We start from the raw sequence: 14666 nt of genomic DNA, 5'->3' as shown, positions 1-14666 counted from the left end.
GGATTTTCCGCTCATTGCGGGGAATCGGCATCGGCGATTCGCTGATCAGGAGTCGTTGTCCGGACGTTCGTGGGTACCTTCGGCTCAAGCGTGTCCATCTCGCGGAATCCCGAACCGCGACTGGCTCTCGCTGCGCTGGAGGCGGCCGGCGTGGCCATCGCCATCGCCGACGCCCGCTCGCCGGGTGCACCGATCGTTCACGTCAACGAGGCCGCGTCGCGCCTGACCGGCTACGGCCCCGACGAGCTCGTGGGGCGGTCGGCCGAGCTGCTGGCCGCGCCGGGGATCGACCCGCGCGCGGTGTCGGACCTGCGCGCCGCGGTGCGGATCGGGGCGCCGTGGCGGGGCCAGTTGCGCAGCGCGCGCAAGGACGGCTCGACCTTCGACAACGAGCTGCTGGTCACGCCGGTCTACGGCGACGACGGCCGCCACGGGCACGTCGTCGCGGTGCTGCGCGACGTGACGGCGCAGACGCGCACCGCTGACGAGCTGCTGGCCACCCGCCACCGCTACGAGCGCGTGATCGACGACCTCGCCGCCGCCGAGCTGCGCTACCGGGAGCTGGTCGAGCGCGTGCCCGCCGTGATCTACCTGTCGGAGTTCGACGAGGCGTTCACGCTGCGCTACCTCAGCCCGCAGGTCGAGGAGATGCTCGGCTTCCCGGCCGAGGACTTCATCGCCGACCAGGACCTGTGGTACCGACAGATCCATCCGGCCGACGTCGAGCGCGTCCGCGCCGACGAGCGCGACGCCTTCGGCACCCAGACCAGCAGCGAGATCGAGTACCGGATGATCGCCGCCGACGGGCGGCAGGTGTGGGTCTCCGACCGCGACGAGATCGTGCGCGACGAGGACGGCAAGCCGCTGTTCGCCCAGGGGGTGATCGTCGACATCACCGCCCAGCGCGAGGCCGAGGAGGGGTTGCGCGAGGAGCGCGACCGGGCCGAGCGCTACCTGGACCTGGCCGGGATGGTCGTCGTCGTCCTCGACCCCAGCGGCCGCATCCTGCTGCTCAACCGGGCCGGGCACCAGCTGCTCGGCCACCCCGACGGGTCGCTGATCGGACAGGACTGGTTCGACGCGTGTGTGACGGACGCCGAGCGCGAGGGCCGGCGCGCCGCCTGGCGGGAGCGCCTCGCCGGCCGCCCGGACCCAGACGACGGGATCGAGGTCAACGTGCGGACCGGCGACGGCGACGCGCGGACCGTCCGCTTCCACCACACGATCCTGCACGACGACGTCGGCAACGTCACCGCCACGATGAGCTCGGGGATCGACGTGACCGATCGCCGGCGGGCCGAGGAGCAGATCGCCCATCTGGCCTACCACGATCCGCTGACCGGGTTGCCCAACCGCGCGCTGCTGCACGAGCACCTCGAGCTGGCGCTGGCCCGCGCGCGGCGCAACGAGCAGGCGGTCGCGTTGCTGTACCTCGATCTCGACGACTTCAAGCTCGTCAACGACTCGCTGGGCCACGGCGCCGGCGACGAGCTGCTGCGCCGCGTTGCCCGCGAGCTGCGGGCGCGCACGCGGGCCAGCGACCTGCTCGTGCGCCAGGGCGGCGACGAGTTCCTCGTCCTGCTCTCCGACCTGGACCGGGTGGGGGCCGAGGCGGCTGCGCAGTCGGCCGCCGCCTCGCTGCGCGGCGCGCTGACCGAGCCGTTTCGGATCGCCGGCGCGGAGTTCCACGTGGGCACGTCGGTGGGCATCTCGCTCTACCCGCGCGACGCCGGCGACGCCACCACGCTGCTCAAGCACGCCGACGCCGCCATGTACCAGGCCAAGGCGGCCGGCCGGGGCGAGGTCGTCGTCTACGCCGACGATCCGCGCCAGCCGATCGAGCGCCTGTCGCTGTCGACCCGGCTGCGACGGGCGATCAAGCAGGACGAGCTCGTCCTGCACTGGCAGCCGATCGTGTCGCTCGAGGACGGGACGATCGAGGCCGTCGAGGCGCTCGTGCGCTGGCAGGACCCCGAGCGCGGCCTCCAGCTGCCCGACGAGTTCGTGCCCTTCGCCGAGGAGACCGGCCTGATCGGGCGGCTCGGGTCCTGGGTGGCCGACGCGGTCAGCGCGCAGCGGATGGCCTGGCGCGAGGCCGGCGCGGACCCGCGCGTGCACCTCAACGTCTCGCCCCGCCAGCTGGCCCGCCGCGGGTTCGTCGCCGACCTGGTCGGGCGCCTGGCCGACGGCGGCCTGGACCTGGCCGGCGTGACGATAGAGATCACCGAGTCGCTGGCCCTGCGCGACGACGGCCGCGCGGTGCCGCTGCTGCGCGAGCTGCACGAGACCGGGGTCCAGCTGGCCATCGACGACTTCGGCGCCGGCTGGTCGTCGCTGGGGCGCCTGCGCGACCTGCCGGTGCAGGTGGTCAAGATCGACCGCTCGTTCCTGGCGGGCGTGCCCGCGTCGCACCAGGGCGCGGCGATCGTCGGGGCGATGCTGTCGCTGGTCGAGGCCCTGGGGATGGAGGCGGTGGCCGAGGGCGTGGAGGTGGAGGCGCAACGGGCGTTCCTGCGTGCGGGCCGCTGCCGCCTGGGCCAGGGCTACCTGCTCGGGCGCCCGATGCCCGCCGGCGAGCTCGATCGCCGCCTGGCCGCTGAGCTCGCCGGGCGCACCTGAACGCTTCGTAGACTCACCCGATGCTTGACGCCTCGCTGCTCTCGTTCGACGACCGCGGACTGGTGGCCTGCGTGATCCAGGACTGGCGGACCGGTGAGGTCCTGACCCTCGCCTACATGAACGCCGACGCCCTGGAGCGCACCCAGCAGACGGGCGAGCTGCACCTGTGGTCGCGCTCGCGCAACGAGCTGTGGCACAAGGGCGCGACGTCGGGCCACACGCAGGCGGTGCGCGCGCTGCGCGTCGACTGCGACGGCGACGCGGTGCTCGCGCTGGTCGAGCCCGCGGGGCCGGCCTGCCACACCGGCGAGCGCACCTGCTTCCACCGGGGCGACATGGACCTGGCGCCGCACGAGGCGCTGCCCGAGCTGGAGCGCACGATCGCCGCGCGCCGGCTCGAGCGCCCGGAGGGCTCGTACGTGGTCACGCTGCTCGACGACGGCACGCTGGCCGGCGAGAAGGTGCAGGAGGAGGCCGAGGAGGTCGTCCGCGCCGTGCGCGAGGAGACCGACGACCGCGTCGACAACGAGGCCGCCGACGTGCTCTTCCACCTGACCGCGCTGCTGGCCGGGCGCGACCGCACGCTGGCCGACGCCGCGGAGGTGCTCAATGGCCGCCGCCGCTGACCCGACCGAGGCGCTCACCCACACGTTCATCGCCGACTGCGAGACGCCGGTCTCGGCCTTCCTGAAGCTGCGCGGCGACGGCCCGGCGTTCCTGCTGGAGTCGGCCGAGCAGGGCCAGCGGGTGGGCCGCTGGTCGTTCATCGGCTTCCGGCCCCGGCAGGTGCTGCGCTGGTCGCTGGGCGATCCGGGCGATCCGTACGCGCTGGCCGCCGAGGCGGTGGCCGCGACGAAGCTGACGCCGCACCCGGACCTGCCGCCGTTCGCGGGCGGGGCGGTCGGCTACTTCGGCTACGACCTCGTGCGCACCGTCGAGCCGCTGGGCGATCCCAACCCCGATCCCGTCGGGCTGCCGGACATGGCGCTGATGCTCACCGACGCGCTCGTCGCCTTCGACCACCTCAAGCACACGATCACCGTCGTGGCCATGGGCGGCGACCCGGGCGTGATCGACGAGGTGCGCGAGCGCCTGGCCGGACCGGTCCCGCCGCCGCGGGGCGAGCCGGGCGCGCGGCCCGAGCCGCAGTGGGAGTCCAACATGCCCCGCGAGCAGTTCGAGGCCAACGTCGCGCGGATCGTGGAGTACTGCCACGCGGGCGACATCTTCCAGGCGGTGCCCTCGCAGCGCTGGACGGCGCCGAGCACGAAGGAGCCGTTCTCGATCTACCGCGGGCTGCGGGCCGTGAACCCGTCGCCGTACATGTACTTCCTGGACTTCGGCGACTTCCAGGTGGCCGGCGCGTCGCCCGAGCCGCTGCTCACCGTGAGCGGGTCGCACGTGTCCACGCGGCCGATCGCCGGCACGCGCCCGCGCGGCGCCGACCTGGCCGAGGACGAGCGCATCGCCGCCGAGCTGCTGGCCGACGAGAAGGAGCAGTCCGAGCACGTGATGCTCGTGGACCTGGGACGCAACGACCTGGGCCGCGTGTGCCGCTACGGGACGGTGAACGTCGACTCGTACATGACGGTCGAGACCTACTCGCACGTGATGCACATCGTCTCCAACGTCTCGGGCGAGCTGCGCGACGACGTCGGGGCGATGGACGCGCTGCGCTCGGTGCTGCCCGCGGGCACCCTGAGCGGGGCGCCGAAGGTCCGCGCGATGCAGATCATCGACGAGCTGGAGCCGATCAAGCGCGGCGGATACGGTGGCGCGATCGGCTACCTCAGCTACACCGGCGACCTGGACACCTGCATCCACATCCGCACCGCGGTGATCAAGGACGGGCTGGTGCACGTGCAGGCCGGCGGCGGCACCGTGGCCGACGCCCGGCCCGACTACGAGTTCCGCGAGTCCGAGGCCAAGTCGCGCGCGATCAAGCAGGCGATCGCGCTGGCCTACGCGCAGGAGGACTGGGCATGACCTCCGTGCTGGTGGTCGACAACTACGACTCCTTCACCTACAACCTCGTCCAGTACCTGGGCGAGCTGGGGGCCGAGATCGAGGTGGTGCGCAACGACGTCGAGTCGGTGGACGCGCTGCTCGAGCGGGCGCCCGACCGCGTGGTCGTCTCGCCCGGGCCCTGCACCCCGGACCAGGCCGGCGTCTCGCTGGAGGTCGTGCGGCGGTTCCCGCAGGCGGGCATCCCCACGCTCGGCGTGTGCCTGGGCCACCAGTCGCTGGGCCAGGCCTTCGGCGCGTCGGTCATCCGCCACGAGCCGATCCACGGCAAGACGACGGTCATCGAGCACGACGGGCGCACGATCTTCACGGGCGTGTCGACGCCGCTGAAGGTCGGGCGCTACCACTCGCTGGTCGTCGACCCCGACACGCTGCCCGCCGAGCTCGAGGTGAGCGCGACCGGCGGCGGCGTGGTCATGGGCCTGCGCCACCGCGAGCTGCCCGCCGAGGGCGTCCAGTTCCATCCCGAGTCGGTCCTGACCGATGACGGCAAGCGGATCCTCGACAACTTCCTGTGCCGCACGACGTCCTGACCCGCGCGATCGACGCGGTCGCCTCCGGGCGCGACCTGTCGACCGACGAGACCGCCGAGGTGCTCACGACGATCATGTCCGGCGACGCCGGGCAGGTGCAGATCTCGGCCTTCCTGATCGCGCTGCGCACGAAGGGGGAGACCGAGGAGGAGCTGGCCGGCCTGGCCCGGGCGATGCGCTCGTTCGCCACGCCCGTGCGCAGCCGACGCGACGACCTGATCGACACGTGCGGCACCGGCGGCGGTCCGCGCACGTTCAACGTGTCGACCACCGCGGCGCTGATCGCCGCGGGCGCCGGGTGCGCGGTGGCCAAGCACGGCAACCGCTCGGCCACGTCGCTGTCGGGCTCGGCCGACGTGCTCGAGGCCCTGGGTGCGCGCATCGACCTGTCGCCCGACGCGGTCGGGCGCTGCATCGACGAGGTCGGCTTCGGCTTCCTGTTCGCGCCCGCGCACCACTCGGCCACGCGCTTCGTGGTGCCGGTGCGCAGTGAGCTGGCCGTGCGCACGGTGTTCAACTTCCTGGGTCCCTTGACCAATCCGGCCGGTGCGCGCCGGCAGCTGATCGGCGTCTCCGACGCGGGGTATCTGGACCGCATGGCCGGTGCGCTGGCCCGGCTGGGGACCGACCGAGCCTTGCTAGTGTCCAGCGAGGATGGCCTCGACGAGATGAGCACGTCCGGGACGACACGCGTGGTCGAGGTCGAGGGGACCGTTCGGCGCACCTACACCTTCGGGCCCGGCGACGCCGGGCTGCCCGACGCGACCTTCGCCCAGGTGGCCGGCTCGACGCCGGTCGACAACGCCGCGGTGACGCGCGCGATCCTCGAGGGCGAGACCGGTCCGCGGCGCGACATCGCCGTCCTGAACGCCGGCGCGGCCGTCTACGTGGCCGGGCGCGCCGACTCCATCGCCGACGGCGTCGCCGTGGCCGCGGCGGCCATCGACTCCGGCGCGGCGCTGCGTTCGCTGGAGCGCTACGTCGAACTGACCCATCAGCTGGCACCGGCGGAGGCCGCGTAACCCCCTTGAGCGTTCTTTCGCGCATCGTCGACTCGACCCGCGCCGATGTCCACCGCCGTCAGCGCGAGGTCCCGCTGGCCACCCTCGAGGCGCGGCTGTCCGAGCGCGGCGCCCTCGACGACCGCCCGTTCTCCGAGGCGCTGTCGGGCCCCGGCGTCTCGATCATCGCCGAGCACAAGCGGCGCTCGCCGTCGGCCGGCGCGATCCGCGAGGGCGCGACGGTCGAGGAGATCGTCTCGGCCTACCAGCGCGGGGGCGCGGCGGCGCTGTCGGTGCTGACCGAGCCGCACAACTTCGGCGGCTCGCTGGAGGACCTGCGCGTGGCGCGCTCGGTCACCGAGCTGCCGATCCTGCGCAAGGACTTCATCGTCGACCCCTACCAGGTGTACGAGACCGCGGCCTCCGGTGCCGATGCGCTCCTGCTGATCGTCGCGGCGCTCGACTTCGACGACCTCACGCGCCTGTACGGCGAGGCGATGGCCATCGACCTCGACGTGCTCGTGGAGGTCCACGACGAGGATGAGCTCGAGGCGGCGCTGGAGCTCGATGCCGACGTGATCGGGATCAACAACCGCGACCTGAGCGACTTCACCGTGGACCTGAACCGCACGTTCGAGCTGCTGTCCGACGTGCCGGCGGGCAAGCTGGTGGTGTCGGAGTCGGGCCTGTACACGCGGGAGCAGCTCGAGGAGCTGGAGCGCGTGGGCGTCGACGCGGTGCTCGTGGGGGAGCGGCTGATGCGCGCGCCCGACCCCGAGGAGGCGCTGCGCGAGCTGTGCGGGGGCACCGAGCCCTCCGACGAGATCGTCTGATCTTCAGCGGAGCTTGAGGCGGGGCGCGCAGGATGGGCGCTCGATGCAGAAGGCCGTTCCTCTCCTGTCCGGCGTCGCTGGCGGCGCGATCGTGCTCGCGGTGGTGCTGGTGTTCGGCGTCGGTGGGTCGGAGAAGACCACGACGATCTACCAGCAGGCGCCGTTGTCGGCCCAGGCCGAGCGCACGAGCGGCACCGACGCCGACGGCGAGGGCGATGGCAGCTCGACCACGGCGACCGCGCTGACGGCCAGCGACATCTACACGCGCGACGCGCCGGGCGTGGTGTTCGTGCGCGCCCAGGTGGTGGGGCAGAGCTCGTCGCCGTTCGGGGACCAGGGGCAGGACCGGGGCGAGGCGACCGGCTCGGGCTTCGTCATCGACCACAACGGCGACATCCTCACCAACGCGCACGTGATCGACGGCGCGGTGAAGGTCACGGTCCAGTTCGACAACGACAAGACCGTCGACGCGACCGTGGTCGGCAAGGACGTCTCCACCGACATCGCGCTGCTGAAGGTCGATCCGGACGGCCTGGACCTGCATCCGCTCGCGCTCGGCTCCTCGACGGTGCTGAAGGTCGGCGACCCGGTGCTGGCGATCGGCAACCCGTACGGCCTGGATCGCACGCTGACCACGGGCGTCGTGTCGGCCAAGCAGCGCGAGATCCAGGCGCCCAACGGCTTCACGATCCGCGACGTCGTCCAGACCGACGCGGCCATCAACCCGGGCAACTCGGGCGGGCCGCTGCTGGACGCCTCGGGCAAGGTCGTCGGCATCAACTCGCAGATCGCCACGGGCGGCAGTGGCGGCGGCAACGTGGGCATCGGGTTCGCGGTGCCGATCGAGACCGCCCAGGAGGTGCTGCCGGCGCTCAAGCGGGGCGAGACGGTCGAGCGCGCCTATCTGGGCGTGAGCGCCCGCACGATCGACGGGACCCTGTCGGGCGCGAACCTGCCGGTCAAGCAGGGCGCGCTGATCCAGACCGTCGAGCAGGGCAGCGCCGCCGACAAGGCCGGCCTGCGCGCGGGCGGCATCTCCGCCCAGCTGCCCACCGGCGAGTCCGTCCAGTTGGGCGGCGACATCATCACGCGGATCGACGCGACCGAGGTGACCAGCTCCGACGACGTCGCCCAGGCGATCTCGGGCAAGAAGCCCGGCGACGCGGTCACGATCACCTTCCTGCGCGACGGCAAGTCCCGGACCGTCAGCGCGACCCTCGGAAACCGTCCCGACGGCTGACGTGTGGCACTTTGACCGCTGTAGTGGCGGTCAAAGTGCCACACGTCGTTCGTAGAAGGTCGCGATCGCCTTCATGACCCAAGAAGGTCGGCGCGTGACCTGCGACCACGTGAAGCGCTTGACCTCGTAGCCGGCCAGTTCGAGCGCGACCGTCTTGTCGTGGTCGTTCTCGAATGCGAATGGCGTCAGATGCCACATGCGGCTATCGAGCTCGACGATGAACCTCCTCTCCGGCCAGAACAGGTCGACCTCGTAGTCCAGCAGCCGGATGTTGACCTTCGGGAGGGGTAGGCCGAACTGCCGAACCGCCAGGAACGCGAGGCGTTCGAGCTCGGACTTCGTCTTCCCGGCGTCGGGGCCGACCATCACGAGCGATTGGCGCAGACGCTTCAGTCCGTGCCGGCCAAACGAGCGCTCGATCACGGACCCCATCCTCTGGTCATCGAAGAGACGCAGGCCGATCGCCCGATCCAGCGCTCGATCCACCTCGATCTGTGGTTCGACTTCGGCGAAGTCCAACAGGGCGCGTTCCGGTGTGGTGATCGGGATGCCACGCAGAACGGTGACGTCCTCGTCATCGAGCTTGCACCGATGGGCGACCACGCCTGGCGGACGCCGGCCCCGTCCGCGGCGAATCGTGATGTCGATCCAGTGGGACTTCTCTGGCCGCATCTCGTATGCGTACACGGCGTTGCGGTGCGAAAGCGCGGTGCGAGGACCGCCTGCGAGGACGGCTGCCATTCGATGCCCATCAGCCGAGAGGCACTCGTGGCCCACGGCGTACACACCCGGGTACTGCACCTGGAGGCGACGATCTTTCGTGCGACGGTCGATCTCGTCGCGGGTCAGGCCCGCGGCGAGCAATGTGGGTCGGTCGACCACGCCGTGACGCGCGTTGGCGAGCGCCGCCACGACCGTGTCAGGACGTGTGGCACTTCGACCGCCGTTACGGCGGCGAGAGTGCCACACATCGTCGGGTGAAGGGGGCATTGGCCCAGCGTGGCGGGGCAGATGTGCCGGCGCCACACCAGTCAGCGACGAGGTTGCGACAATGGTGTGACGTGACTGTGACGAAGACGAAGATCTGTGGTGTGACGAACGTCGAGGACGCTGAGCTGGCGGTCGAGCTGGGCGCCTGGGCGGTCGGGTTGATCTTTGCCGACAGCCCGCGGCGGTGCCCGCCGTCGCAGGCCTCGCGGATCTCCGCGGCGTTGCGGCGCAAGGCGATGGTCACCGGCGTCTTCCTCAACCACCCGCTCGACGCGGTCGTCGGGCTCAACGATCGGGTCGGCTTCGACGCGATCCAGCTGCACGGGGACGAGGGGCCCGCGTTCGCGGCCGAGGTGGCGCGCCGGACCGGCGCCAAGGTGATCAAGGCCCATCGGGTCAGCGACGCCGGCGACGTGCGCGCGCTGGACGCCTTCCGCAACGTCGACTTCCATCTCGCCGACGGCCCCGGCGGCGGCCAGACCGTCGCGCCGTCGCTGCTGCGCAACCGCCACTCGAGCATCCCGCTGATCCTGGCCGGCGGCCTCACGCCCGACAACGTCGCCGCCGCGATCGCGCAGGTCGAGCCCTACGCGGTCGACGTCGCCTCCGGCGTGGAGTCGGCGCCCGGCGTCAAGGACCCCGAGCTGCTCGAGGCGTTCTTCGCCGCCGTGAACGGCACGACGGTCCCCACCATCTGATGGCCATCGAGCACCGCTTCGGTCGCTACGGCGGCCAGTACGTCCCTGAGACGCTCATGCCCGCCCTCCAGGAGCTCGAAGCCGCCTGGACGCAGGCCAAGGCCGATCCCGCCTACCACCAGCAGCTCGACCAGCTGCTGAAGGACTACTGCGGCCGCCCGACCCCGCTCTACCACGCCCAGCGCCTGTCCGAGCAGCTGGGCCGGACCGTGCTGCTCAAGCGCGAGGACCTCAACCACACCGGCAGCCACAAGATGAACAACGCGCTCGGCCAGGCGCTCCTGGCGCAGCGCATGGGCAAGCAGCGCATCATCGCCGAGACCGGCGCCGGCTCCCACGGCGTGGCCTCCGCCACCGCCTGCGCGCTGCTGGGGCTCGAGTGCATCGTCTTCATGGGCACCGAGGACATGCGCCGCCAGCGGCCCAACGTGCTGCGCATGGAGCTGCTCGGCGCCCGCGTCCAGCCCGTCGACGCCGGCGTCGGGACGCTCAAGGAGGCCACCAGCGAGGCGATCCGCGACTGGGTCACCAACGTGGCCGACACCTACTACGTGATCGGCTCGGTCGTCGGCCCCGCGCCGTACCCCTCGATGGTCCGCGATCTGCAACGGCGCATCGGCGACGAGGCCCGCGCCGCCATCCTCCAGATCCACGGCCGCCTGCCCGCCCGGGTGATCGCCTGCGTCGGCGGCGGCTCCAACGCGATGGGCGCCTTCACCGCCTTCCTCGACGACCCCGAGGTCGAGCTGATCGGCGTCGAGGCCGGGGGGGACGGCCTGGCCACGATGCGCCACGGCGCGCCGCTCACGGTCGGCGGCCGCCCGGGTGTCCTGCACGGCGCGATGAGCGCGCTGATGCAGACCGAGGACGGCCAGATCCGCGAGGCGCACTCGATCTCCGCGGGCCTGGACTACCCGGGCACCGGCCCGCAGCTGGCCCATCTGCGCGACACCGGCCGCGCGCGCTACGACGCGGTCACCGACGAGCAGGCGCTGCAGGCCTTCCAGACGCTGGCCCGCCTGGAGGGCATCATCCCGGCGCTGGAGTCCAGCCACGCGGTCGCCTGGGTGCTCGACCAGCCCGAGGGCGAGCTCGACCTGATCTGCCTGTCGGGCCGCGGCGACAAGGACCTGGCCGAGGCGCTCGAACGGCTGGGCATCGCTTGACCGGCCTGGAGCACATCGCCGCCTCGTTCGCCGGTCAGGACAAGAAGGCGGCCCTGATGCCCTACCTGATGGGCGGCTTCCCGGACGTCGAGACGAGCGCGGCGATCGGCGACGCCTGCATCGACGCGGGCGCCGACCTGCTCGAGCTGGGCATCCCGTTCAGCGATCCGCTGGCCGACGGCCCGGTGATCCAGGCGGCCGGGACCGAGGCGCTGAAGAACGGGGCCACGCCCGACCTGGTGCTCGGCGTCTGCGAGCGCCTCGCCGCCCGCGCGCCGGTGGTCCTGATGACCTACGTGAACATCGTGCTGGCCCGCGGCTTCGAGCGCTTCGCCGACCAGGCGGCGTCCGCCGGCGCGGCCGGCCTGATCGTGCCCGACGTCCCGCTGGAGGAGAGCGGCGAGCTGCGCGAGGCCTGCGAGGCGCACGGGCTGGCGCTGATCCCGCTCGTGGCCCCGACCACGCCCGACGAGCGCCTGGCCCGCATCGGCGCCCAGGCCCGCGGCTTCGTCTACACCGTCTCCGTGGTCGGCACCACGGGCGAGCGCGCGGCGGGCGACGCCAGCGACCTGCTGCGCCGCGTGAAGGCCTCCACCGACGTGCCCGTGGCCCTCGGGTTCGGCATCTCCGACGCCCAGCAGGCGGCCAAGGCGGCCGCCGACGGCGCCGACGGGGTGATCGTCGGGTCGCGCCTGGTGCGCGCCGCCGCCGAGTCCGACACCCCCGCTCGGGCGGTTGGTGACGTGGTGGCGGAGCTGGCAGCCGGGCTGGCGCTGTAGGATTTCGCCTGCATGTTTCTCACTGTTGCGGCCACCATCGGCTTCCTCGTCTGGATCGTCCTCTGGTCGATCGGCGTGAAAGCCCTCGATGCCTTCCTGCTCACCGCGTTGATCATCACCGCCGCTGCGACGGTGAAGATGGCGCTCCCTTCGCTTCCGGGCAACCGAGCTAGCGTCGACGACTAGTCGCCGGGCCGTGCGTCTCCGGGTCCGGGCCGTCGTCTGTGCGCTGGGCCTGACGGCGACCGTGTCCGGGGCGGGCTGCGGCGCGTCCGAGCCCAAGACGACGGTGGCGACCGCCGACGACCTGGTCGTCTACTCCGCGCTGCCCGAACACGGCCCGCAGGCGCCGCGCGCCCGTGACGTCCTGGACGGCGAGCGCCTGGCGCTGCTGCTGGCCGACGGCAAGGCCGGGAACTTCGACGTCACGCTCCAGCCGCTGGACGACTCCGATCCCGACGCCGACCCCGACGATCTCGGCTGGAAGCCCGAGCAGACCCTGGACGCGGCCAAGACGGCGGTCGAGGACCCCGGCACGATCGCCTACATCGGCGACTTCGACGCCGGCGCGACCGCGCTGGCCCTGCCCGCCACCAACGCCCAGGACGTCCTGCAGGTCAGCCCGGCCGTCACCTACGCGGGCTTCACCGGCGGCCCGGGCCGGGCGCCCGGCGAGCCCGAGAAGTACGAGCCGTCCGGCGCGCCGACGTTCGGCAACATCGCGGCCACCGACCCCGTCCAGGCCCGGGCGATCGCCGAGGAGCTGGCCGAGGCGGGCTGTCAGCGCGCGGCCATCCTGCGCGCGCCCGACGGCTTCGACGACAGCCTGGCCCGCCTGATCGAGAAGGCCACGATCGCCCACGGGATCCGCGTCGTGTTCGACGAGCAGGTGCGCGACGAGGACGACGCCGCCCATGCGCGGATCGCCGAGCAGGTGGTCCAGTCCGACGCCGAATGCGCCACGTTCGTCGCCGGGCCGGGCGACGCGCCCGCCTCGCTGATCACCGCGCTGCACAACGCCGACGCGAGCCTGCAGATCGTCCTGCCCATGGGTCTGGCCGACGACGCCGTCGCCGCCGACATCGGCCCCGCGTCGGCGGTCACGACGATCGTCGGCCCGCCGCCGCCCGGCCCGCGCTTCGCCGATGCCTTCAAGGAGCGCTTCGGACGGTCTCCAGGCCCCTGGGCGGCCTACGGGTACGACGCGATGCGCCGCGTGCTGCGCGCGATCTCGACCGCCGGCTCGCGCGGCAACGACCGTCGGGCCGTGGTCGACGCCTACCTGCGCCTGGGGCCGACCGAGCAGCGCCTGGGGCTGTGGGACGCCGGTCCGACCGGCCTGATCCTGCGCCGCGAACTGCCCGTCTGAAGACACCTCACGCATTCTCCGACCGGTTGTCGATTGCCGTTCGACCTCGCGGCAGCGTAGGATCTCGCCGCACATCAGCCTTACCCGACTGGAGGGAATACGTGAGGCTTCGTACCTTGGCGCTCGTCAGTTGCTGTGGCGCGCTCGCATTCGGCATTGCCGCGTGTGGCGACGACAGCAGTGACAGCGGCGGCAGCACCGGAAGCACCGGATCAGGAACCAGCACGAGCAGCGGCGGCGGTGGCGGAGCCACGGTCGACCTGTACTCGTCGCTGCCGCTGCAGGGCGCATCGAAGGACCAGACCAACGCAATGGTCCAGGGCATTCAGCTCGCGCTGGATGAAGCCGGCAACAAGGCCGGCGACGTGACCATCAAGTACGAGTCGCTGGACGACTCGACGGCGCAGGCTGGCAACTGGGATCCGGGTCAAACCGCCCAGAACGCCCGCAAGGTCGCTCAGGACGACGCGGCCGTCGGCTACATCGGCGAGTTCAACTCGGGCGCTTCGGCGATCTCGATCCCGATCCTCAACGAGGCGGGCGTCCCGCAGGTCTCGCCGGCCAACACCTACGTCGGTCTGACGACCGACGAGCCCGGCTCGGAGAAGGGTGAGCCGGCCAAGTACTACCCGACCGGGAACCGCACCTACCTGCGCATCGTGCCCCGCGACACGGTGCAGTCGGCCGCGTTGCTGACGCTCATGAAGCAGGACGGCTGCACGAAGGTCGCAGTGGCCAACGACAAGGACACCTATGGCGCGGGCCTCGCTCGCCTCATGGAGATCCAGGCCCCGGACGTCGGCGTGACGATCTCCTCCAACGAGGGCATCGACAAGTCGGCGGCGAACTTCCGCTCCTACGCCAGCAAGATCAAGGGCGAGGGCGCGGACTGCTTCGTGTTCTCCGGTGTCACGGCCAACGGCGCGGTCCAGATCTACAAGGACGTCGCCGCGGCCCTGCCGGACGCCAAGCTGTACGGCCCGGACGGCGTCTGCGAGTCCGGCTTCACCAACCCGAGCAAGGGCGGCATCCCGAAGTCCGTGGGTGCCAACTTCAAGTGCTCGGTGGCGACCCTGGATCTCGAGAGCTACCCCGGTGGCCAGGAGTTCCTGGACGCGTTCCAGAAGAAGTACAGCGGCGAGACGCCTGACCCGTACGCCATCTACGGCTACGAGGCAGCCAAGCTGTTCATCGACACGCTGGCCGGCCTGGGCGACAAGGCGACCGACAAGGAAGCCGTCCTGCAGGCGCTGTTCGACACCAAGGACCGTGACTCGGCCCTGGGCACGTACTCGTTCGATGAGAACGGTGACACGACCCTGACCGACTACGGCATCTACGAGGTCGGCGACGACGGCAACCCGGCGTTCGCATCGGCAGTCAAGGCCGAGGCGGGCAGCTGATCACCGGAAT

General features: G+C 71.8%; 14 protein-coding genes. 13 read left to right on the top strand and 1 reads right to left on the bottom strand.

All coding sequences use genetic code 11. The features are described from left to right. Nucleotides 1–150 precede the first annotated feature (150 nt). The 7 genes from ACZ5UI_RS11900 to ACZ5UI_RS11870 are packed head-to-tail and all read left to right on the top strand — an operon-like array spanning nucleotide 151 to nucleotide 8251. Nucleotides 151–2619 carry a sensor domain-containing protein gene (locus ACZ5UI_RS11900; RefSeq protein ID WP_464197401.1) on the top strand — a complete coding sequence of 823 codons (2469 nt, stop codon included), beginning with the start codon at nucleotides 151–153 and terminating at the stop codon, nucleotides 2617–2619. 20 nt (nucleotides 2620–2639) lie between these two features. After that, complete coding sequence (hisIE, locus tag ACZ5UI_RS11895; protein ID WP_464197400.1) at nucleotides 2640–3245, top strand: bifunctional phosphoribosyl-AMP cyclohydrolase/phosphoribosyl-ATP diphosphatase HisIE; 606 nt, start codon at nucleotides 2640–2642, stop codon at nucleotides 3243–3245. After that, nucleotides 3229–4605 carry an anthranilate synthase component I family protein gene (locus ACZ5UI_RS11890; RefSeq protein ID WP_464197399.1) on the top strand — a complete coding sequence of 459 codons (1377 nt, stop codon included), beginning with the start codon at nucleotides 3229–3231 and terminating at the stop codon, nucleotides 4603–4605. The genes hisIE and ACZ5UI_RS11890 overlap by 17 nt, the downstream gene beginning before the upstream one ends. Next, nucleotides 4602–5177: an anthranilate synthase component II gene (locus ACZ5UI_RS11885; protein WP_464197398.1), complete on the top strand. Its 576-nt coding sequence runs from the start codon at nucleotides 4602–4604 to the stop codon at nucleotides 5175–5177. The genes ACZ5UI_RS11890 and ACZ5UI_RS11885 overlap by 4 nt, the downstream gene beginning before the upstream one ends. Then, nucleotides 5159–6199, top strand: coding sequence for an anthranilate phosphoribosyltransferase (trpD, locus tag ACZ5UI_RS11880; protein WP_464197397.1), 1041 nt, complete (start codon nucleotides 5159–5161; stop codon nucleotides 6197–6199). Before ACZ5UI_RS11885 ends, trpD begins: the two co-directional genes overlap by 19 nt. Before the next feature lie 5 nt (nucleotides 6200–6204). Continuing rightward, complete coding sequence (gene trpC / locus ACZ5UI_RS11875) at nucleotides 6205–7011, top strand: indole-3-glycerol phosphate synthase TrpC (RefSeq protein WP_464197396.1); 807 nt, start codon at nucleotides 6205–6207, stop codon at nucleotides 7009–7011. Nucleotides 7012–7054: 43 nt separating this feature from the next. Next, on the top strand, nucleotides 7055–8251 hold the full coding sequence (locus ACZ5UI_RS11870; RefSeq protein ID WP_464197395.1) for a S1C family serine protease: 1197 nt from the start codon (nucleotides 7055–7057) through the stop codon (nucleotides 8249–8251). 30 nt (nucleotides 8252–8281) lie between these two features. Here the strand turns inward: ACZ5UI_RS11870 and ACZ5UI_RS11865 are convergent, their stop codons facing one another. Next, nucleotides 8282–9163: a DUF559 domain-containing protein gene (locus ACZ5UI_RS11865; protein ID WP_464197394.1), complete on the bottom strand. Its 882-nt coding sequence runs from the start codon at nucleotides 9161–9163 to the stop codon at nucleotides 8282–8284. Nucleotides 9164–9312: 149 nt separating this feature from the next. Between ACZ5UI_RS11865 and ACZ5UI_RS11860 the strand changes: the two genes are divergently transcribed. The 6 genes from ACZ5UI_RS11860 to ACZ5UI_RS11835 all read left to right on the top strand — a co-directional run bounded on the left by ACZ5UI_RS11860 (nucleotide 9313) and on the right by ACZ5UI_RS11835 (nucleotide 14656). Continuing rightward, the gene (locus ACZ5UI_RS11860; protein ID WP_464197393.1) at nucleotides 9313–9939 is read left to right on the top strand and encodes a phosphoribosylanthranilate isomerase; all 627 of its coding nucleotides are present in this window, start codon (nucleotides 9313–9315) and stop codon (nucleotides 9937–9939) included. Continuing rightward, nucleotides 9939–11105: a tryptophan synthase subunit beta gene (gene trpB / locus ACZ5UI_RS11855; RefSeq protein ID WP_464197392.1), complete on the top strand. Its 1167-nt coding sequence runs from the start codon at nucleotides 9939–9941 to the stop codon at nucleotides 11103–11105. Before ACZ5UI_RS11860 ends, trpB begins: the two co-directional genes overlap by 1 nt. Then, nucleotides 11102–11884 carry a tryptophan synthase subunit alpha gene (gene trpA / locus ACZ5UI_RS11850; RefSeq protein WP_464197391.1) on the top strand — a complete coding sequence of 261 codons (783 nt, stop codon included), beginning with the start codon at nucleotides 11102–11104 and terminating at the stop codon, nucleotides 11882–11884. The genes trpB and trpA overlap by 4 nt, the downstream gene beginning before the upstream one ends. Before the next feature lie 12 nt (nucleotides 11885–11896). Beyond that, on the top strand, nucleotides 11897–12070 hold the full coding sequence (locus ACZ5UI_RS11845) for a hypothetical protein (protein ID WP_464197390.1): 174 nt from the start codon (nucleotides 11897–11899) through the stop codon (nucleotides 12068–12070). A gap of 10 nt (nucleotides 12071–12080) precedes the next feature. Then, nucleotides 12081–13253, top strand: a complete 1173-nt coding sequence (locus tag ACZ5UI_RS11840; protein WP_464197389.1) for an ABC transporter substrate-binding protein — start codon at nucleotides 12081–12083, stop codon at nucleotides 13251–13253. Between the two features lie 311 nt (nucleotides 13254–13564). Next, a complete protein-coding gene (locus ACZ5UI_RS11835) occupies nucleotides 13565–14656 on the top strand; it encodes a branched-chain amino acid ABC transporter substrate-binding protein (RefSeq protein WP_464197388.1) in 1092 nt (363 codons plus the stop codon). The last annotated feature ends 10 nt before the right edge of the window (nucleotides 14657–14666 follow it).

This window comes from Conexibacter sp. JCM 18997 (genome assembly GCF_055391915.1).
This window is presented reverse-complemented; position numbering and strand designations above follow the sequence as displayed.